Genomic DNA, 19885 nt, shown 5'->3' on the forward strand with positions numbered 1-19885 from the left:
GTTTCTGGGGCAATTATGAGCAAGAGCACCGCTGAGATTCGTCAAGCGTTTCTCGATTTCTTCCATAGCAAGGGACACCAGGTTGTATCAAGCAGCTCTTTGGTTCCCAATAATGACCCGACGCTGTTGTTTACCAATGCGGGGATGAACCAGTTCAAGGACGTTTTCTTAGGTTTGGATAAACGGGCCTATTCTCGTGCAACGACCTCTCAACGTTGTGTGCGTGCAGGTGGTAAGCATAACGATCTGGAAAACGTAGGTTATACCGCGCGTCATCACACATTTTTCGAAATGTTGGGTAACTTCAGCTTTGGTGATTATTTCAAACATGATGCTATCAGTTTCGCTTGGGAATTATTGACCAGCGAACAGTGGTTTAACTTACCAAAAGAAAAACTTTGGGTAACCGTCTACGAAACCGATGATGAAGCCTATGAAATCTGGGCTAACGACGTTGGTGTTCCTCGTGAACGTATCATTCGTATCGGTGATAACAAAGGTGGTGCTTTTGCGTCAGATAACTTCTGGCAAATGGGTGATACCGGTCCATGTGGTCCATGCACAGAGATTTTCTTTGATCATGGTGACCATATCTGGGGCGGACCTCCTGGGTCGGCAGAAGAAGATGGCGATCGCTATATTGAGATCTGGAATCTCGTCTTCATGCAGTTTAACCGCCAGTCAGATGGCACTATGCTGCCATTGCCTAAGCCCTCGGTTGATACCGGTATGGGGCTTGAGCGTATTGCTGCGGTATTACAACACGTTAATTCTAACTATGAGATTGACCTGTTCCGCGATTTGATTAAAGCGGTGGCGCAAGCCACTGGTGCAACCGATCTTTCCAGCAAGTCGCTGCGTGTCATCGCTGACCATATTCGATCTTGTGCCTTCCTGATTTCTGATGGGGTTATCCCGTCAAATGAAAACCGTGGTTATGTTTTGCGTCGTATTATTCGCCGCGCTATTCGCCATGGCAACATGTTGGGGGCTAAAGAGACTTTCTTCTACAAATTAGTTGCTCCGTTGATTGCCGTGATGGGATCTGCTGCTGCTGAATTGAAACAACAGCAGGCGATGGTTGAACAAGTTCTGAAAACTGAAGAAGAGCAGTTTGCGCGCACCTTAGAGCGTGGCTTAGCCCTGCTGGATGAAGAGCTCAGTAAATTGACCGGTGACACCCTCGACGGTGAGACGGCTTTCCGCTTATATGATACTTACGGCTTCCCGGTTGATTTAACTGCTGATGTTTGTCGTGAGCGTAATCTGAAAGTGGATGAAGCTGGTTTTGAACAAGCGATGGAAGCTCAGCGTCGTCGTGCCCGCGAATCCAGTGGTTTTGGTGCAGATTATAATAGTATGATCCGTGTTGATAGCGCGAGCCAGTTCTCGGGTTATGACCATGTTCATCAACAAGCTACCGTTACCGCATTGTTCCGCAACGGGGTAGCCGTTGATGAAATTAATGCCGGTGAAGAGGCAGTTGTTGTCTTGAATCAAACACCATTTTATGGTGAGTCTGGTGGTCAGGTTGGTGACAAAGGCGAACTTAAAAATGCTACCGCCACCTTCGTGGTAGCGGACACTCAGAAATACGGTCAGGCTATCGGTCACTTGGGGCAATTGACTCAAGGCACTCTGCGAGTTAACCACAGTATTGATGCTCAGGTTGACGTCGCACGTCGTAATCGCATTCGGTTGAACCACTCCGCAACCCATTTACTGCATGCGGCATTGCGTAAAACGCTGGGTGAGCACGTTGCTCAGAAAGGCTCGTTAGTTAACGACAAGTATTTGCGTTTTGACTTCTCTCATTTTGAAGCGATGAAGCCAGAACAAATTCGTCAGGTAGAAGATCTGGTCAACGAGCAGATTCGCCGTAACTTGCCAGTCCAGACAGAAGTGATGGAACTGGATGCGGCCAAAGAAAAAGGGGCGATGGCCCTGTTTGGTGAGAAGTATGACGACCAGGTACGAGTATTAACCATGGGCGATTTCTCAACTGAGCTGTGTGGCGGTATTCACGCCAGCCGCACTGGTGATATTGGCTTGTTCCGCATCCTGTCTGAATCAGGTACGGCGGCAGGTATCCGCCGTATCGAGGCAGTCACTGGAGAGGGGGCTATTGCACTGCTACACCAGCAAACTGACCTGCTGGCGGATGTTGCTCATCTGGTGAAGGGTGATACCCATAATTTGGCAGATAAAGTCCGTGCCGTGTTAGATCGCAGTAAACTGCTGGAACGTGAACTCCAGCAACTGAAAGATCAACAAGCCGCTCAAGAAAGTGCGTCATTGTCATCAAGTGCGAAATTGGTTAACGGTGTGAAGTTACTCGTTAGTCAGTTAGACAATGTTGAACCAAAAATGCTGCGTACCATGGTTGATGATCTTAAAAATCAACTGGGGTCGGCCATTATTGTGCTGGCAACAACAGCGGATGATAAGGTCAGCCTGATTGTTGGTGTAACCAAAGATCTTACCGGAAAAGTAAAAGCAGGTGAGTTAATCGCAGATATTGCCCTGCAAGTGGGCGGTAAAGGCGGTGGACGGCCTGATATGGCACAAGCGGGTGGTACTGATGTTCTGGCATTGCCAGCGGCATTGGCAAGCGTAGACGCTTGGGTAGCTTCCCGGTTATAAGCAAGTAATGACCTATTAAATCAATACGCCATATCTCTATGCTGGGTATGGCGTTTTTCAATTTTCATGTCATAGTTCGAAAACAAAGTTAAACGCAAAGTTGTTTGCTTCAGCTAAACTTGTATTAGTTAGAGACTCGACCAAGCTACTTACATTTTATGTGAATGTGATGGCTTACGTTTTCACGGTGTATGATGGATAATGGCGGGGAAACTGAGAGACCCGACTCTTTTAATTTTTCAAGGAGCAAAGAATGCTTATTCTGACTCGTCGAGTTGGTGAAACACTCATGATTGGCGATGAGGTTACGGTTACTGTATTAGGGGTTAAAGGCAACCAAGTTCGAATTGGTGTAAATGCTCCGAAAGAGGTTTCTGTTCACCGTGAAGAGATCTACCAGCGCATCCAAGCAGAAAAGTCTCAACCGACGACTTACTGATTTTGAAGCAGCGTCTCGTGTTATACGAGACGCTACTGCTGTCTATTCTCCTCAGTTCTGCTGTTTTATCTCCTTTTAACCTTCTTCTCCCTGTAATAATTTTCTATTTTCAATCTCTTTAATTGGCCGCTGGTGAGAGTTTTATTTTTTCCTCTATCGAATTACGCCGCAATAAACACTATCTTGCCTGTTGATAAAACACTCTTTTTGACGTCAAACTGGTCATGTTGTGTGTGAATTGTGCAAATGAACGTGAGTTGGGAAAAATTGTTTGACTTATAAGTGCGGGAAAGTAATATGTGCGCCACGCAGTGCCGATGAGCTTCTTCAAAAGCAAGTCAGGCACAATTCGAAAGAAGCGTATGGTGAGGTGGCCGAGAGGCTGAAGGCGCTCCCCTGCTAAGGGAGTATACGGTCAAAAGCTGTATCGAGGGTTCGAATCCCTCCCTCACCGCCATTTACTATGCACCCATAGCTCAGCTGGATAGAGTACTCGGCTACGAACCGAGCGGTCGGAAGTTCGAATCTTCCTGGGTGCACCATATTTTGCAGTATGGTGAAATAGTCAAATGAACATCAGGTAGTGTCAAAGAATTAATTGCACCCATAGCTCAGCTGGATAGAGTACTCGGCTACGAACCGAGCGGTCGGAAGTTCGAATCTTCCTGGGTGCACCATCTTCTAGGTCATACATCTTGTTGTTAAGTTTCACTTGCTGAAACGCCTCCGTAAAATTAGAAATAAAAATCGCACCCATAGCTCAGCTGGATAGAGTACTCGGCTACGAACCGAGCGGTCGGAAGTTCGAATCTTCCTGGGTGCACCATATTAAGAAACCTCGCTACGGCGGGGTTTTCTGCTTTTTAGTTTTTGCTTCATGTTCCCTATAGCCCAGCAAAACGAAATACCTGAATTCTTTTATCTCGTAATCAACGCTTCAACTCATTGGTTTCTTCTATATCAAATAGCAACTTTATTAAGCTGAATTTATTATTTATCAAGTAAATTCATGCAATTATACAGTAAGCGACAATTTAGTTAGTTTGCGATAAAGTAGCTTTTCATTTATTCCTAGGCGCGGGGCCACGATGTACGATCGCTACGAAGGCCTGATTTTTGATATGGATGGCACCATTCTGGACACTGAGTCCACACATCGTCAGGCCTGGCGTCAGGTGCTAACGCCTTATGGTATGCATTTCGATGATCAAGCGATGGTGGCTTTGAATGGCGCACCGACTTGGCGAATTGCCCAGGCAATCATCGCTAATCATCAATCTGATTTGGATCCTCATTTATTGGCCACTGAGAAAACAGCATTAGTGAAGACGATGCTGTTGGATAATGTGAAGCCTCTACCGCTCATAGACGTGGTTAAAGCCTATCATGGGCGTATACCTATGGCTGTAGGGACAGGAAGCGAGCATGCTATGGCAGAGATGCTCTTGTGTCATCTGGGTCTGCGCGGTTATTTCGCGGCCGTTGTCGGTGCTGATGATGTCACCAAACATAAACCAGAGCCTGAGACATTTTTACGCTGTGCGCAGTTACTCGGCGTGCAGCCAGATAAATGTGTCGTCTTCGAAGATGCTGACTTTGGTGTTGAAGCGGCTAAAAGGGCCAATATGGCAATAGTTGATGTGCGCCTGTTGTGAGTAGTACGCTAGCTATTGCTTCTTTATTCGGGAGTAGCTTCCTCAGTGCGACGCTCTTACCCGGAAATTCTGAAATTCTGTTAGTCACTCTATTAACGGCAGGTAGTGCGCCGGCAATGATGCTGGTGTTATCTGCCACTGTCGGAAATACCCTTGGGGGGCTAACAAATGTTGTTATAGGACGTTTATTACCGGAGCTAAAGCCACAGCGGGGGATGAGTACAGCATTAGGCTGGCTCCAACGTTTTGGCCCAGCGGCTTTGTTATTGAGCTGGCTACCGATAGTGGGCGATTTGATGTGTGTGTTGGCAGGCTGGTTGCGAATGCCCTGGGGTCTTGTGGCTTTTTTTCTGTGTTTGGGAAAAGCATTACGTTATATCGTATTAACGGTAATTACGTTGCAAGGAATCGCCTGGTGGCAGTAAAGAATGTGACAAACTTACATAGTCACCTCGATGCAGTTTCAGTATGCTGGCGAGTTATGGTTTTCAAGAGCGGGAGGTCGATTTGATCCCGGATGTATCACACGCGCTAACTTGGCTGGAAGCGCACCCTAAAGCCCTGAAAGGGATCCGTCGCGGTATCGAGCGGGAAACATTGAGAGTGACTGCCGATGGCCAATTAGCCTCGACGGGTCATCCAGAGTCATTGGGTGCAGCCCTGACACATCAATGGATTACCACTGATTTTGCTGAGGCATTGTTGGAATTCATTACTCCAGTCGATGGTGATATTGACCATTTGCTGACTTTTTTACGTGATATCCACCGTTATACGGCACGTAAACTGGGTGATGAACGTATGTGGCCGCTCAGTATGCCTTGCTTTATTGAGGCTGAGCAGGATATTGAATTGGCTAAGTATGGTTCTTCTAATATTGGCCGTTTCAAAACACTTTACCGTGAAGGTTTAAAAAACCGTTACGGTGCGTTGATGCAAACTATCTCTGGAGTGCACTATAACTTCTCTTTGCCGCTGGAGTTTTGGCAGGCATGGGCAGGTGTCACCGATGAAAAAAGCGGTAAGGAAGAGATCTCAGCGGGCTATTTCCGACTGATTCGCAACTACTACCGTTTTGGTTGGGTTATTCCATATCTGTTTGGTGCTTCACCGGCGATTTGCTCATCGTTCCTGCAAGGGCGCGAGACGGCATTACCCTTCGAGCGTAATGATAAGGGGATGTGTTATTTGCCCTATGCCACCTCTTTACGTCTGAGTGATTTGGGTTATACCAATAAATCACAAAGCAATTTGGGTATCACGTTTAATGACCTGCACACCTATGTTGCTGGGCTGAAACGTGCGATCCAAACGCCATCAGAAGAGTACGCAGCACTGGGGCTAAAAGACGGTGACCGTCATCTGCAATTGAATACCAATGTATTGCAGATTGAAAATGAATTGTATGCCCCTATTCGGCCAAAACGGGTTACCCGGGCTGGCGAATCACCGTCAGATGCTTTGCTACGTGGCGGCATTGAATATATCGAAGTGCGCTCTCTGGACATTAACCCATTCTCACCGATTGGCGTTGATGCAGTACAGGCACGGTTCCTCGATCTATTCCTGATTTGGTGTGTATTGGCCGATGCGCCTGAAATGAGCAGTGATGAACTACTGTGTACCCGTAAGAACTGGAATCGGGTTATTTTAGAAGGGCGTAAGCCGGGGCAGACGATTGGCAGGGGATGCAACGATACCCGTGAACCGCTGGAAAAGGTCGGAAAAGATCTGTTTGCAGACCTGCGCCGTGTTGCAGAAGTGCTGGATGGCAAAGACAGTACTGAATATCAACAAGTTTGTGATGAGCTTGTGGCGTATTTTGATGATCCAAGCCTGACATTCTCCGCGCGTATTTTGCAAGCGATGAAAGAAGGTGGTATTGGTGGTATTGGTGGTATTGGCCTTGAACTCGCGGAGCGATACAAGGAGATGCTGCAAAATGAACCATTGGAATTACTGACAGAAGAGCAATTAAGCGCAGAGCGAGATGCTTCATGGCAGCGCCAGCGTGATCTGGAACTCAAAGATCAACTAAGCTTTGAAGAATATTTGCTGCTTCATGGCGGCCAATAAAAAGAAAAGGCCACATTGCTGTGGCCAAATTAACATCTCTGATAACAGGGATGATGATAACAAATGCGCGTCTTTCACATATTAAGACGCACAGGATTCGAAAAAGTTTCACGGATTGCGAAAAAAGATCAGATAAAAAATTATTTTTTTATGAGGAGGTGACTAAATGCCATTATTGGATAGCTTTACCGTAGACCATACCATTATGAAAGCACCGGCTGTGCGTGTTGCTAAGACGATGAAAACCCCTCATGGCGACGAGATAACTGTATTTGATTTGCGCTTCTGTGTGCCAAATAAAGAAGTGATGCCGGAACGCGGGATTCATACACTGGAGCATCTATTTGCCGGTTTTATGCGTAACCACCTCAATGGCAACGGTGTTGAGATTATCGATATCTCGCCAATGGGATGCCGTACCGGTTTCTATATGAGCCTGATTGGTACGCCGGATGAGCAACGCGTTGCTAATGCCTGGAAAGCGGCAATGGCGGATGTGTTGAAGGTAACCGACCAACGGAAAATTCCTGAACTGAATGAGTATCAGTGCGGTACTTATCATATGCACTCACTGGAGGAGGCTCAGGCGATTGCCAAAGGTATCCTTGATCGTGATGTACGTATCAATCACAACGAAGAACTGGCGCTGCCGAAAGAAAAACTATCTGAATTACATATTTAGTTTTCGATAGGCTAATGCAAAAAAGACGCTGATAAGGCGTCTTTTTTATGTTCGCTAGCCGCATTGGTTACGCAGTTATGCGGAGCTGCCTTGAGACACTATGGGGGCGACTCGCACCTGTTTAATCATGTTCTCTTGTACATCCAGAACATCAATTAGGTAATTGCCGATACGGACCTGAGCACCTACCTGTGGGATCTCTTGTAGCTCTTCCAGCAGCATGCCATTGATGGTACGGGCATCGATCGGAAGTGACCAGTTGAATGCTTTGTTCAGTTCACGAACGCTGGCGCTACCATCAATGAGTACTGAACCATCGCTTTGCGGATTGACCTCTTCTGCCAGTGTTGGGGACATTGACGTGGTAAAGTCGCCAACGATCTCTTCCAAAATATCTTCAACTGTCACCAACCCTTGAATATCACCATATTCATCGACAATCATGCCGACTTTCTCTTTATTTCTCTGGAATTTCACCAGTTGCACATTCAGTGGTGTGCCTTCTGGAATAAAGTAAATTTCATCAGCTGCGCGCAGCAAATTCTCTTTATTGAACTCTTTTTTCTCCGTCATCAATCGATAGGCTTCCCGCACACGTAACATGCCGATGGCATCGTCCAATGACTGGCGATACAACACGATGCGCCCATGTGGTGAGTGGGTTAACTGGCGCATGATTGACTTCCAGTCATCATTGATGTCAATACCGACCACTTCATTGCGTGGCACCATGATGTCGCTAACGGTAACTTTTTCCAAGTCCAGTACCGATATCAACATATCTTGATTACGGCGGGATATTTGTGAGTGGGATTCATTCACAATACTGCGCAATTCATCTTTGCTGACGGCATCGCTTCTGTGAACATTCCCTCTAATGCCACACAGACGCATCAGCGCGCGCGTAATGGTATTTAACAACCATACCAGTGGCAGCATAATTTTCTGTAGGGGAACCAGTAAGAAACTGCTGGGGAAGGCGACACGTTCAGGATAAAGTGCCGCGATAGTTTTCGGCATCACCTCAGCAAAAATCAGCACCACAAAAGTCAGCACTCCGGTTGCTATTGCGACTCCGGCATTCCCGTATAAGCGGATACCAACAATAGTTGCCAAGGCGGATGCCAAAATATTAACCAGGTTGTTGCCGATTAACACCAGACTTATCAGGCGGTCGGGACGTCTTAGTAGTTTCTCAACTCGCCGTGCGGCGCGATTACCCTGTTTGGATAAATGGCGCAAACGATAGCGGTTAAGGGTCATCATACCGGTTTCGGAGGCAGAAAAATAAGCCGAGACCACGACCATAATGACCAGAATAATGATCAGCGTGCTAGTTGATACGTGATCCAACACTGTATTCCTTAATGGCGATGGTGGCTCTGTCAGTTCAACTGATCCATACGCTGATGATGGAGAGGATGATTAAGGAACTATAATTTCCTGCACCAAGCGGCTGCCAAAATAGGCCAGCGTAAGTAGAAATGCACCAGCGAAGCTGAACCAAATCACTCTACGCCCACGCCAGCCTTCATGGTAATGGCCCCATAATAGAACAATATAGACAAACCAGGCCATGATCGATAACACCGCTTTATGGACGTTTTCTTTACTAAATATGTTGTCCATATAAAGTAAACCAGTACACAGCGTCAGTGTCAGTAATACCACCCCAATTTGGGTGATATGGAACATTTTACGCTCAATACTCATTAATGGTGGCATGTCTGCATTAAATGTCAGTTTTTTATTCTTTAACTGATAATCGAGCCAAGCCAGTTGTAATGCATATAACGCTGCGATAATAAGTGTCGCGTAAGCAAAAAGCGCCAACCCAATGTGAACGAATATGGTGGGGCTGGTTTCCAGATGAGTAATAAACTCGCCCGGTAGCAAACTGGCAAGGGCCAGGTTGATCATGGCGAAGCTATAGACAATCGGCAGCAAGAACCAACCGCGCCCCCGTGAGGCGACGATAGTCATGATAGTGCAGATCATCAACCCCACGATGGAGCCAATATTCAATAAAGTAAGGTTTTGGCCCCCACCGACATCAAAAATCTGATGCTTCAGAGCAATAGCATGGCACACTAGAGCCACGACGGCAGAAACCAGCGCTAACCGCCGGTAAGCACTATTTTTCTGCACCAAGCTTGGGACAATCAGGCCCAGGCTGAGCAAATAAGCGATCAAAGCCAAAATGGAGAACACGGGCATAGCGGTATATGAGCATCGGCTAAGTGAATTAGATAGCCAGTATAGCGTTGAGCGCGTTCCTCTCCAACCGTTCTCCGACGTGAGAGCAGAGATCGTTTAAGCTTCGTGTTATAATCCCCCCATTGTGTCGCCAGAGCGGCCTGTTTCCACGTTGAGTATGAGACAATGTTTGAGAACTTAACTGATCGATTGTCGCGCACACTGCGCAATATCAGCGGCCGTGGCCGGCTGACAGAAGAAAATATTAAAGAAACGCTGCGTGAAGTGCGCATGGCGTTACTGGAAGCTGACGTAGCCCTGCCGGTGGTTCGTGACTTTATCAACCGAGTAAAAGAGCGTGCTGTCGGGCATGAGGTGAATAAAAGCCTCACACCAGGCCAAGAATTCGTCAAAATAGTTAAAAATGAACTTATCACCGCCATGGGTGAGGTCAATAACGAACTGAATCTGGCCGCTCAACCGCCAGCAGTGGTGTTAATGGCCGGTCTGCAAGGGGCGGGTAAAACCACCAGTGTGGCCAAACTGGGTAAGTTCCTTAAAGAGAAACAGAAGAAAAAAGTGCTGGTTGTGTCTGCCGACGTGTATCGCCCTGCGGCGATCAAACAGTTGGAGACGCTGGCACAGGGTGTTGATATTGATTTCTTCCCGTCTGATGTACAAGAAAAGCCGATTGATATTGTTAATCGTGCCCTGCAACAGGCAAAACTTAAGTTTTATGATGTTCTGATTGTCGATACCGCCGGTCGCTTGCACGTCGATGAAGCGATGATGGACGAGATCAAACAGATTCATGCCGCGATTAATCCGGTTGAAACCTTGTTTGTCGTCGATGCAATGACCGGTCAGGATGCTGCAAACACGGCGAAAGCATTCAACGAAGCGTTGCCGCTCACGGGTGTGGTGCTGACCAAAGTTGATGGTGATGCTCGTGGTGGTGCGGCTCTGTCTATCCGCCATATTACCGGCAAGCCGATTAAATTCTTGGGCGTGGGTGAAAAGTCCGACGCACTGGAACCATTCCACCCAGATCGCGTGGCTTCACGCATTCTGGGGATGGGCGACGTGCTGTCGCTGATTGAAGATATCGAAAGCAAAGTTGACCGTGCACAGGCGGAGAAACTAGCCACCAAGCTGAAAAAAGGTGATGGTTTCGATCTCAACGACTTCCTTGATCAGTTGAAGCAAATGCGCAATATGGGCGGTATGGCCAGCATGTTGAGTAAAATGCCGGGTGCCGGTCAGTTGCCAGAAAACGTGAAATCGCAGATGGACGATAAGGTGACGGTACGTATGGAGGCCATCATCAATTCGATGACGCTGAAAGAACGTGCTAAACCAGAGATCATCAAAGGCTCGCGTAAGCGCCGTATTGCTACTGGTTCTGGCGTGCAGGTACAGGATGTTAACCGCTTACTTAAGCAGTTTGATGAAATGCAGCGCATGATGAAGAAAATGAAGAATGGTGGCTTGGCTAAAATGATGCGTGGCATGAAGGGTATGATGCCACCGGGTTTCCCAGGCCGCTAAACGTCATACCCAAAGTGATTGGGGTTTCAGGTAGGCGGCCAGTAAACTAATCACGATGAACTTACTCAAGTAAATGATTCGGGTTAGTGCGCGCAGCCAACAACCCTGTGGTTTCAAGTACGAAGGGTATATTTCACGCAGTGGTGTTAACCGTGTGAGATGAGTAATGATTTCCCGCTGAAAACGGCGGTAAACGAAGAAAACTGTACTCATTCCAAAACTAGCGCACAGGAATCTACGCTTTAGATTGCTTTTTGCGCCAAAATGAGTAAAATTTTCGGGCTTTTTATATTGCAACTGGACCCCGTTCCCCGATGGGGTCCAGTTGTTTTATTAACTAAAGAGGATGTTATGGTAACAATTCGTTTGGCTCGTGGCGGCGCTAAAAAGCGTCCGTTCTATCAAGTAGTAGTGACCGACAGCCGTAATGCTCGTGACGGTCGTTTTATCGAACGTGTAGGCTTCTTTAACCCGATCGCAGCTGGTCAGGCTGAAGCTCTGCGTTTGGACCTGGACCGTATCGAACATTGGGTTGGCCTGGGTGCAACAGTTTCTGATCGCGTATCTGCGCTGATCAAAGACGCTAAGAAAGCAGCTTAATCTGTCGCGGTGGTGGTTATTATGAGCAAGCAACTCAATCCAGTGGTTCCCGATCAGCCGATTGTACTCGGTAAAATGGGTTCAACTTACGGCATTCGCGGTTGGCTCAGAGTATTTTCATCCACCGAAAACGCCGAAAGCATTTTTGATTACCAGCCGTGGTTTATCCAGCAGGCCGGTAAGTGGCAGCATGTCGAGTTGGAAGACTGGAAGCGCCACAGTCAAGATCTGATCATCAAAGTTAAAGGTGTTGACGATCGGGATGCCGCGAATTTACTGACTAATTGCGAAATTATCGTAGATTCCAAGCAACTACCCGCACTAGAAGAGGATGATTACTACTGGAAAGACCTTATGGGCTGTCAGGTAGTAACAACCACGGGTTACGAACTGGGTAAAATCATCGATATGATGGAAACCGGTTCTAACGATGTGATGGTAGTGAAGGCAAACCTGAAAGATGCATTCGGTATGAAGGAGCGGTTGGTCCCGTTTCTTCATGGGCAGGTTATCAAGAAAGTCGATCTCACTGCTCAACGTGTTGAGGTAGATTGGGATCCTGGTTTTTGACCTCCGAATTAAACGGCAAAAGTGAGTGGAACAAAACGATGTGGATCGGTGTTATTAGCCTGTTTCCCGAGATGTTCCGCGCAATAACCGATTACGGGGTAACTGGCCGGGCAGTAAAAAATGGCCTGCTGAGCGTGCAGTGTTGGAGTCCTCGTGACTTTACCTACGATCGGCATCGTACCGTGGATGACCGCCCATACGGCGGTGGCCCGGGAATGCTGATGATGGTGCAACCGCTAAGGGAAGCCATTCATGCAGCAAAAGCAGCGGCAGGCGAGGGAGCAAAGGTGATTTATCTGTCACCTCAAGGGCGCAAACTGGACCAACAGGGTGTTTGCGAACTGGCTACCAATCAGAAGATGATTCTGGTATGTGGTCGGTACGAAGGTGTTGATGAGCGCGTACTGAAAACCGAAATTGATGAAGAATGGTCAATTGGTGATTACGTTCTCAGCGGTGGAGAGCTGCCGGCAATGGCTCTGATAGATTCAGTATCCCGCTTTATCCCGGGAGTGCTAGGTCATCAGGCTTCAGCAGAGGAAGATTCCTTTGTTGATGGATTGCTGGATTGCCCACACTACACTCGTCCTGAGGTGTTAGAAGGGATGGAAGTTCCGCCAGTATTACTGTCGGGCAACCATGCCGAGATTCGTCGCTGGCGCTTAAAGCAGTCGCTGGGCCGTACCTGGCTTAGAAGACCTGAACTTCTAGAAAGCCTAGCTCTGACTGACGAGCAAATGGTGTTGCTGGCTGAGTTCCAACGGGAACACAAGCCCTGAAGCAACAGAACTATGAAAGGAGTGTTGTGCCGCGTGCCAACTTCCTGATATATCAGTTTACCTAGGGTAAGAGACTTATTATGAGCAATATTATCAAGCAAATCGAACAAGAGCAGATGAAGCAGGACGTACCTGCATTCCGTCCGGGTGATTCCGTGGAAGTGAAGGTATGGGTTGTTGAAGGTTCTAAAAAGCGTCTGCAGGCATTCGAGGGCGTGGTTATCGCTATTCGTAACCGCGGTCTGCATTCTGCGTTCACCGTTCGTAAAATTTCCAACGGCGAAGGTGTTGAGCGTGTATTCCAAACTCACTCCCCAGTAATCGACAGCATTACTGTGAAACGTCGTGGTGCCGTTCGTCAAGCGAAACTGTACTATCTGCGTGAGCGTACTGGTAAGTCTGCTCGTATTAAAGAGCGTCTTAACTAAGATACAGCTAGCGCTGCATCCAAAAGTTAATAGTTATGAAGGGGTTAGCCATCGGCTGACCCCTTTTTTTGTTTCAATGATGACAAAAAAACGACAGAGATTTCAGCGCGATAAGTGGGGGAAGGCGAACTGAGATAATTAGCGTGGCATCACACCACGCTAAAGAGACTAATAGATGATTACAGGCCGTAAACCAGAGTTATTGATGTTGTGGTATCAGTATTTTTAGGCGCGCTGGCAGGTGGCTTAGTGTTATAAGTCACAACATAAGCCAGGCGCAGTGCGAAACTTTTATTGATGGCAACATTTAACGCAGTTTCAGAGTTCAGTGTAGTTTCTTCGTTCGCTAATGCGGAAACCCCTTCGCTAAACACCGTATTATCAGTTAGTTGATAGGTATAGTTCGCACCGCCATAAGCCAATGCTTTAGTGGCTCGACCACCACCATAAAATTCATCGTGGCGAACACCGGGACCAAATTCCACCCGTAGGTTGTGCAACGGTGTGGTCATAATCTGGCGGCCATAACCGGTAGTTAATACCGACCGGGAATCAAAACCGTTGTAGCGATCATTCAGCCAACTGGCTTGCCCGAACAGGTAGTTACTGTCAGTCAGATTATAGCGGGTACGCCCGCCTAGCTGGTAACGTTCGGAAGAGCGTTGATTGTTAGCGCTGGTATTACGTGCGGCTCCCCACAAACTATAGGCGGTGTTAGGTTGGAACCAGGTTAACGTTGAGTTAGCGGTCAACGTTGAGTTAGTGGTATTACCTGATTGTGCGGTATAGCCAGCCTCGACAGTACCATCAAAGCTCTTCTTGGCTGTAGCTGGATCATCTAAGGCAGTAAAAACAGTCCCATCAGCAAGAACTGAAGTGCTGATGAGGGATAAAGCGATTGCGCTGAGATAAAACGGCAACGCCCTGGTATGACGCAAAGAAAACATAATAGGCCCATGGTGAAAAAAATGATTTTTGTGCTGCGGCCCGCATTGTAGCAGTTGTGATCCAACTAAATCAGAAGATATTTCGGATTGAATAATTAATTATAATAAGAAGGTTTTTCCGATGAGTTAATTCTTAAAATGTAATAAAAAGAGTGTATCAACTTTTTACTGTGAGTAATAAAATAATAAAAACAGATATTTTGTTCACAGCATGAAATTCTTATGCCACAAAATTAAAGAGGCCAGTTCACAATGGACTGGCCTCTTTGCATATCATCTGTATACCGAGTAATTACATAAAGGTCGTTACCAGTAGGTAACCGGTGATACACGAGCTAATAACACCGATAAGACCTGGGATGATAAAACTATGGTTAATGATAAATTTACCAATCTTGGTGGTACCTGAACGGTCAAAACCGATGCAAGCAAGGTCGCTTGGATAAGTTGGCAGAACAAAGTAGCCATAAGCTGCAGGGAAGAAGGCAATCAACATTTTAGGATCAACACCAAGTTGCAGGCCCATTGGTGCGATGGCGGCTAATGCTGCCGCTTGGCTGTTTACCAGTTTGGAAACCAAGAACAGAACAATGGCATAAGTCCAAGGCTTACTTTTCACGACATCTTCCAATACCAGTTTCAAATCACCCATATGGGCTTGGAAGAAGGTATCACTCATCCAGGCAACACCGAATACCGAGAAGATAGCAACCATGCCAGCTTTAAATACGGCACCGTTAGAGATATCACTGGGTTTAACTTTACAGCCCATCAATATAACCGCACCAGCTATCAGCATCATCATCTGAATAACCAGGTTCATTGACAGTGACTGCAATTTGCCCTTAACTTCAAAGGCTGGTCGCAGATCAGCAAAAGCGCCCAGTAATACCACTATTGCGATAGCTGCGAAGAATATCCAGGTAGACCAGTAGGCTTGTTTCGGGAAAACCTGATTCAATAATGTATCTGTTGAACCATAGATAAAGGAGCGTTGCTCTGGATCTTTAATTCTCTCTTGAAAATCAGGGTCTTTATCCAGGTCTTTACCACGACGCAGACTCCACAAGGCTGCCATTAGTACCCCAACTAAAGAGGCTGGGACTGATACGGCCAGAATCTCCAGAATGCTGTAAGCATGGCCGATACCGTGGTTGGCACCAATAATTGATACTAATGATACGACAGCTACCGATACGGGTGAGGCGGTAATAGCCATTTGTGAAGCAACGGATGCAACAGCCATTGGTCGTTCCGGGCGAATACCTTTCTTAATGGCAATATCAGAAATAATCGGGAACATGGTATAAACAACGTGCCCGGTGCCACATAAAAAGGTTAATGACCAGGTTGTAAATGGAGCTAGTAGCGTAATATGCTGAGGGTGCCGACGTAATAAGCGCTCGGCAAATTGCATCATTACATTTAATCCACCGGCAGTTTGTAATACAGATGCACAACCAATAACAGCTAATATGGTGAGCATGACATCTACTGGTGGTTTCCCTGGTTCAAGCCCAAAGATAAAGGTTAGAATAAATAAGCCGATACCACTTATTAACCCCAGCCCCATACCTCCGTAGCGTGTCCCCAGTAGTAGACATATAATTATAATTATAAATTGTAGTGTTATCATAACGTTCCCTTGCTTCCAACATGAATGAAATTCGGTTAGGTATTTGCTGGTTTTAAGCAATGAGCATGGCTCTTACTCGACTTTCTCTATCAGAGCACAGATTGTATTGATTAAAACTTGGCTAATATCAAGGGAGTATTGTTTAGTTATGTAATTAATTAAATCTGAGATCTGCCTCTATTTTTATATCAGCCCAGACTTTTCTAATTAATTAAAGTGGCGTGAGGAGGGAATTATGGGATATATGGTCTGATTGTGAAAATAATGTATAAATATTGTATTCAATTAATGTGTTAATTTTCTAATAACACTTATTACTTCCCGTTTTAACACATTAATATTATCAATTGGATCATAACTTGAGGGCGGTTTTCCTTTTGCGTTGGCACCGCCATGCTGTTAATGATTGGCATGCATTGATAAAACGTACAATCGGTCGGGGAATTTTCTGTGATTTTTAACTGCCACATCTCTCAACTAATACCTAATTTCTCCTTCAGTGATTTTAAGTAGCGGCGACTCACCGGGATATGCCTACCGCTACGGGTAATCACTTCGGCTGAGCCGTTATCCATCAGTTGAATTTCTCCCAGTTGTTCAGTATTCACCATATATTGACGGTGGCAGCGGATAAATGGTGTTTTTTCTTCGAGTGTTTTGAGTGACAACTGGGTATAGCCTGATTGCACTGTCCCGACGACATGCACCCCGCTAAGCTCAGAGCTTAGATATTCTACTTCTTCAATTTTCAGCAAAAAAATACGGTTATGACCGGAACAGGGGATATGCCGCAGCATGGGTTCAGTGATTTTATGTAAATTATTATTTACGGTAAGGCCGCGTCTTAAGCGTATTAGCGTTTTTGCCAGCCGTTGATAATCGAGTGGTTTTAACAGATAGTCAAAGGCGTGCTCTTCAAATGCACGGATAGCATATTCATCGTAAGCGGTAACAAACACGATGTGTGGCATGTTTTCTGGATTCAACATTGATGCCAATTCCAGGCCATTAATTCTTGGCATTTGGATGTCGAGAAACACCACGTCGGGCTGTAAGCGCTGGATTGCAGGGATTGCTTCCAGTGCATTACTGCATTCGGCGACGATCTCAATATCGTGTTCTTCACTTAGTCTTTCGCGTAAATCTTCACGCGCAGGTTGCTCATCGTCGACGATGATGACTCTTAACATACAGCCTCCACAAATTTTCCGCATTCTATCATGGCCTCCGAGGGAGGTTGGGACCATCTGCGGAAACTGCGACTTACCGCAAAAGTCGGACAGAAATAGGGTGGTAAAAGTGTGGTAATTATTTATTTACACATATGGATTGAAAACTTTACACGTCATGGTATTGTGTACCCCATCAAACGATAAATACGCTAAACGACATCCGCTAAACAGAGATAGGGTAAAGAATATGATCATGCAAAAAGATGCGCTCAATAATGTCCATATCAGTGCTGAACAAATACTGATAACCCCGGAAGAACTGAAAAACCAGTTTCCTTTGAGCGACAATGATCAGTATGCGATTGAATCCGCTCGCAAAACCATTGCTGACATTGTTCAAGGACGAGATCCACGTTTATTAGTCGTTTGTGGCCCATGTTCGATCCACGATGTGGATGCTGCTCTGGATTATGCGCGTCGTTTGAAAACACTCTCTGCGGAGTTGAGTGATAGCTTATATATCGTTATGCGTGTCTATTTTGAAAAACCAAGAACTACTGTCGGTTGGAAAGGCCTTATCAATGACCCGGCAATGGATGGCTCTTTCGATGTGGAAGCTGGCTTACATATTGCCCGTCGATTACTGCTGGATTTAGTGGGTATGGGGTTGCCGTTGGCAACTGAGGCACTGGATCCGAATAGCCCGCAATACCTGGGTGATTTGTTCAGTTGGTCAGCAATTGGTGCGCGTACCACTGAATCACAAACTCACCGTGAAATGGCATCTGGTTTATCCATGCCAGTTGGATTCAAGAATGGTACTGATGGCAGTTTGGGCACCGCAATCAATGCAATGCGTGCTGCGGCTATGCCACATCGCTTTATGGGAATTAACCAATCCGGTCAGGTTTGTTTGTTGCAAACCCAGGGCAATCCACACGGTCATGTGATTTTACGTGGTGGCAAAACCCCTAACTACAGTGCACAAGATGTCGCTCAGTGTGAAAAACAGATGCAGGATGCGGGACTCACTCCATCCTTAATGATAGATTGCAGTCATGGTAATTCGAATAAAGACTACCGTCGCCAGACTGCCGTCGCTGAATCTGTGGTTGAACAGATCAAGGCGGGTAATCGTTCTATCACCGGTGTGATGTTGGAAAGCCACATCCACGAAGGGAATCAGTCATCTGAACAACCCCGTACTGCTATGCACTACGGGGTTTCAGTGACCGATGCCTGTATTAACTGGGAAAGCACCGAAACCTTGTTACGTGGCATGCATCAAGAATTGCGTTCAGTGCTGGCGGCACGGACTGTAGAGGAAGAGTAAGTATGGTGGCTGAACTGACCGCTTTACGCGATCAAATTGATGAAGTCGATAAAGCCCTGTTGGACTTGCTGGCTAAACGCCTGCATTTAGTGGCAGAAGTAGGTGAAGTTAAAAGCCGTTATGGTTTACCTATTTATGTTCCAGATCGTGAGGCTTTGATGTTGGCCTCACGCCGACAGGAAGCTGAGGCTTTAGGTGTACCGCCGGATTTGATTGAAGACGTATTGCGTCGGATAATGCGAGAGTCTTATACCAGCGAGAATGACAAAGGTTTTAAAACCTTGTGCCCACAATTGCGGCCCGTAGTCATTATCGGTGGGCAAGGGCAGATGGGGCGTTTATTTAGCCGCATGCTGGGCTTGTCTGGTTACCAGGTGAAAACACTGGAGCAAGAGGACTGGCCACAGGCTGAGTCCATTCTGGCGGATGCTGGTATGGTGATTGTTAGTGTACCCATCCATATCACTGAAGAAGTGATTGGGCGATTGCCAAAATTACCGCCAGATTGCATTTTATTGGATCTCGCTTCGGTGAAAAACAAGCCGCTGCAAGCCATGCTGGCTGCTCATGAAGGGCCGGTTGTGGGTCTGCATCCGATGTTTGGCCCTGATGTGGGGAGTCTGGCGAAGCAAGTGGTGGTGTATTGTGATGGTCGCGACCCGCAAGCATACCAGTGGCTGTTGGAACAGTTACAGGTATGGGGGGCAAGATTACACCGCATCAGCGCTGTCGAACATGATCAGAATATGGCATTTATTCAGGCATTACGGCATTTTGCGACCTTTGCCTATGGGCTACATCTGGCTGAGGAAAACGTGCAGCTAGAGCAATTGTTGGCACTGTCTTCACCGATTTATCGTCTGGAACTGGCGATGGTTGGGCGGTTGTTTGCGCAAGACCCACAACTTTATGCCGATATTATTATGTCTTCGGAAGATAATCTGGCGCTAATTAAACGTTATTACAAACGCTTTGGTGAAGCGATTACTTTGCTCGAGCAGAGTGATAAACAAGCCTTTGTCCAAAGTTTTCAGAAAGTTGAGCACTGGTTTGGCGATTATGCAGAGCGTTTTCTGGTGGAGAGCCGTTCATTGCTGCGTCAGGCGAACGATAGCCGGCTATAATCATACCCGTCATTGGTTGCACTTGTTACTCGGCCCATCCTTGGGCCTTGTAAATCC

Annotated in this window: 18 protein-coding genes and 4 tRNA genes; 17 read left to right on the forward strand and 5 right to left on the reverse strand. The window is 46.6% G+C overall.

Features of this window, described 5'->3' with window-relative positions; all coding sequences use genetic code 11:
• Positions 1–15 precede the first annotated feature (15 nt).
• The 10 genes from alaS to luxS all read left to right on the forward strand — a co-directional run bounded on the left by alaS (position 16) and on the right by luxS (position 7495).
• The gene (alaS, locus tag Q2T72_RS04750; RefSeq protein ID WP_372568732.1) at positions 16–2643 is read left to right on the forward strand and encodes an alanine--tRNA ligase; all 2628 of its coding nucleotides are present in this window, start codon (positions 16–18) and stop codon (positions 2641–2643) included.
• Positions 2644–2896: 253 nt separating this feature from the next.
• A complete protein-coding gene (csrA, locus tag Q2T72_RS04755) occupies positions 2897–3082 on the forward strand; it encodes a carbon storage regulator CsrA (protein WP_002209449.1) in 186 nt (61 codons plus the stop codon).
• A 364-nt stretch (positions 3083–3446) separates the two neighbouring features.
• Positions 3447–3539: transfer RNA gene (locus Q2T72_RS04760), tRNA-Ser, on the forward strand.
• Positions 3540–3547: 8 nt separating this feature from the next.
• Positions 3548–3624, forward strand: a tRNA-Arg gene (locus tag Q2T72_RS04765).
• 58 nt (positions 3625–3682) lie between these two features.
• Positions 3683–3759 (forward strand) — tRNA-Arg (locus Q2T72_RS04770).
• 72 nt (positions 3760–3831) lie between these two features.
• Positions 3832–3908, forward strand: a tRNA-Arg gene (locus tag Q2T72_RS04775).
• A 262-nt stretch (positions 3909–4170) separates the two neighbouring features.
• Positions 4171–4737: a fructose-1-phosphate/6-phosphogluconate phosphatase gene (gene yqaB / locus Q2T72_RS04780; RefSeq protein WP_083160244.1), complete on the forward strand. Its 567-nt coding sequence runs from the start codon at positions 4171–4173 to the stop codon at positions 4735–4737.
• Positions 4734–5162, forward strand: a complete 429-nt coding sequence (locus Q2T72_RS04785; RefSeq protein WP_083160242.1) for a YqaA family protein — start codon at positions 4734–4736, stop codon at positions 5160–5162. Before yqaB ends, Q2T72_RS04785 begins: the two co-directional genes overlap by 4 nt.
• A 43-nt stretch (positions 5163–5205) precedes the next feature.
• On the forward strand, positions 5206–6813 hold the full coding sequence (gene gshA / locus Q2T72_RS04790; RefSeq protein ID WP_372568733.1) for a glutamate--cysteine ligase: 1608 nt from the start codon (positions 5206–5208) through the stop codon (positions 6811–6813).
• 166 nt (positions 6814–6979) lie between these two features.
• Positions 6980–7495 carry an S-ribosylhomocysteine lyase gene (gene luxS, locus Q2T72_RS04795; protein WP_083160240.1) on the forward strand — a complete coding sequence of 172 codons (516 nt, stop codon included), beginning with the start codon at positions 6980–6982 and terminating at the stop codon, positions 7493–7495.
• A gap of 75 nt (positions 7496–7570) precedes the next feature.
• Here luxS and Q2T72_RS04800 read toward each other — a convergent pair whose 3' ends face one another.
• Entirely contained in the window at positions 7571–8848 is a 1278-nt protein-coding gene (locus Q2T72_RS04800; protein ID WP_193784716.1) for an HlyC/CorC family transporter, read from the reverse strand.
• A 72-nt stretch (positions 8849–8920) separates the two neighbouring features.
• Positions 8921–9712 (reverse strand): inner membrane protein YpjD, encoded by a 792-nt coding sequence (locus tag Q2T72_RS04805; RefSeq protein ID WP_083160235.1) that lies wholly within the window; start codon positions 9710–9712, stop codon positions 8921–8923.
• Positions 9713–9877: 165 nt separating this feature from the next.
• Between Q2T72_RS04805 and ffh the strand changes: the two genes are divergently transcribed.
• The 5 genes from ffh to rplS all read left to right on the forward strand — a co-directional run bounded on the left by ffh (position 9878) and on the right by rplS (position 13616).
• Entirely contained in the window at positions 9878–11239 is a 1362-nt protein-coding gene (gene ffh, locus Q2T72_RS04810; protein WP_083160233.1) for a signal recognition particle protein, read from the forward strand.
• Positions 11240–11590: 351 nt separating this feature from the next.
• Positions 11591–11839 (forward strand): 30S ribosomal protein S16, encoded by a 249-nt coding sequence (gene rpsP, locus Q2T72_RS04815; protein WP_005182026.1) that lies wholly within the window; start codon positions 11591–11593, stop codon positions 11837–11839.
• Positions 11840–11860: 21 nt separating this feature from the next.
• Positions 11861–12409, forward strand: coding sequence for a ribosome maturation factor RimM (rimM, locus tag Q2T72_RS04820; protein WP_032905542.1), 549 nt, complete (start codon positions 11861–11863; stop codon positions 12407–12409).
• Positions 12410–12447: 38 nt separating this feature from the next.
• A complete protein-coding gene (trmD, locus tag Q2T72_RS04825; RefSeq protein ID WP_005182033.1) occupies positions 12448–13188 on the forward strand; it encodes a tRNA (guanosine(37)-N1)-methyltransferase TrmD in 741 nt (246 codons plus the stop codon).
• Positions 13189–13268: 80 nt separating this feature from the next.
• The gene (rplS, locus tag Q2T72_RS04830) at positions 13269–13616 is read left to right on the forward strand and encodes a 50S ribosomal protein L19 (RefSeq protein ID WP_005182038.1); all 348 of its coding nucleotides are present in this window, start codon (positions 13269–13271) and stop codon (positions 13614–13616) included.
• Positions 13617–13795: 179 nt separating this feature from the next.
• Here rplS and Q2T72_RS04835 read toward each other — a convergent pair whose 3' ends face one another.
• From Q2T72_RS04835 to btsR, 3 genes are all read right to left on the reverse strand, one after another.
• A complete protein-coding gene (locus Q2T72_RS04835) occupies positions 13796–14563 on the reverse strand; it encodes a YdiY family protein (RefSeq protein WP_083160229.1) in 768 nt (255 codons plus the stop codon).
• Positions 14564–14855: 292 nt separating this feature from the next.
• Entirely contained in the window at positions 14856–16199 is a 1344-nt protein-coding gene (locus tag Q2T72_RS04840; RefSeq protein WP_372558120.1) for an anaerobic C4-dicarboxylate transporter, read from the reverse strand.
• Positions 16200–16672: 473 nt separating this feature from the next.
• On the reverse strand, positions 16673–17389 hold the full coding sequence (btsR, locus tag Q2T72_RS04845) for a two-component system response regulator BtsR (RefSeq protein WP_083160225.1): 717 nt from the start codon (positions 17387–17389) through the stop codon (positions 16673–16675).
• Positions 17390–17624: 235 nt separating this feature from the next.
• Here btsR and Q2T72_RS04850 point away from each other — a divergent pair, with 235 nt between their 5' ends.
• Both Q2T72_RS04850 and tyrA read left to right on the forward strand, forming a co-directional pair.
• A complete protein-coding gene (locus Q2T72_RS04850; RefSeq protein WP_083160223.1) occupies positions 17625–18704 on the forward strand; it encodes a 3-deoxy-7-phosphoheptulonate synthase in 1080 nt (359 codons plus the stop codon).
• A 2-nt stretch (positions 18705–18706) separates the two neighbouring features.
• Entirely contained in the window at positions 18707–19828 is a 1122-nt protein-coding gene (tyrA, locus tag Q2T72_RS04855) for a bifunctional chorismate mutase/prephenate dehydrogenase (RefSeq protein WP_083160221.1), read from the forward strand.
• Positions 19829–19885: the final 57 nt, after the last annotated feature.

It is taken from the genome of Yersinia sp. 2466 StPb PI, assembly GCF_041538325.1.
GTDB lineage: Bacteria > Pseudomonadota > Gammaproteobacteria > Enterobacterales > Enterobacteriaceae > Yersinia > Yersinia enterocolitica_E.

Coding starts and splice junctions, on each gene's coding strand:
- alaS (WP_372568732.1), top strand. CDS start 16: ATGAGCAAGAGCACCGCTGAGATTCGTCAAGCGTTTCTCGATTTCTTC.
- csrA (WP_002209449.1), top strand. CDS start 2,897: ATGCTTATTCTGACTCGTCGAGTTGGTGAAACACTCATGATTGGCGAT.
- yqaB (WP_083160244.1), top strand. CDS start 4,171: ATGTACGATCGCTACGAAGGCCTGATTTTTGATATGGATGGCACCATT.
- gshA (WP_372568733.1), top strand. CDS start 5,206: ATGCTGGCGAGTTATGGTTTTCAAGAGCGGGAGGTCGATTTGATCCCG.
- luxS (WP_083160240.1), top strand. CDS start 6,980: ATGCCATTATTGGATAGCTTTACCGTAGACCATACCATTATGAAAGCA.
- Q2T72_RS04805 (WP_083160235.1), bottom strand. CDS start 9,712: ATGCCCGTGTTCTCCATTTTGGCTTTGATCGCTTATTTGCTCAGCCTG.
- ffh (WP_083160233.1), top strand. CDS start 9,878: ATGTTTGAGAACTTAACTGATCGATTGTCGCGCACACTGCGCAATATC.
- rpsP (WP_005182026.1), top strand. CDS start 11,591: ATGGTAACAATTCGTTTGGCTCGTGGCGGCGCTAAAAAGCGTCCGTTC.
- rimM (WP_032905542.1), top strand. CDS start 11,861: ATGAGCAAGCAACTCAATCCAGTGGTTCCCGATCAGCCGATTGTACTC.
- trmD (WP_005182033.1), top strand. CDS start 12,448: ATGTGGATCGGTGTTATTAGCCTGTTTCCCGAGATGTTCCGCGCAATA.
- rplS (WP_005182038.1), top strand. CDS start 13,269: ATGAGCAATATTATCAAGCAAATCGAACAAGAGCAGATGAAGCAGGAC.
- Q2T72_RS04835 (WP_083160229.1), bottom strand. CDS start 14,563: ATGTTTTCTTTGCGTCATACCAGGGCGTTGCCGTTTTATCTCAGCGCA.
- Q2T72_RS04840 (WP_372558120.1), bottom strand. CDS start 16,199: ATGATAACACTACAATTTATAATTATAATTATATGTCTACTACTGGGG.
- btsR (WP_083160225.1), bottom strand. CDS start 17,389: ATGTTAAGAGTCATCATCGTCGACGATGAGCAACCTGCGCGTGAAGAT.
- Q2T72_RS04850 (WP_083160223.1), top strand. CDS start 17,625: ATGCAAAAAGATGCGCTCAATAATGTCCATATCAGTGCTGAACAAATA.
- tyrA (WP_083160221.1), top strand. CDS start 18,707: ATGGTGGCTGAACTGACCGCTTTACGCGATCAAATTGATGAAGTCGAT.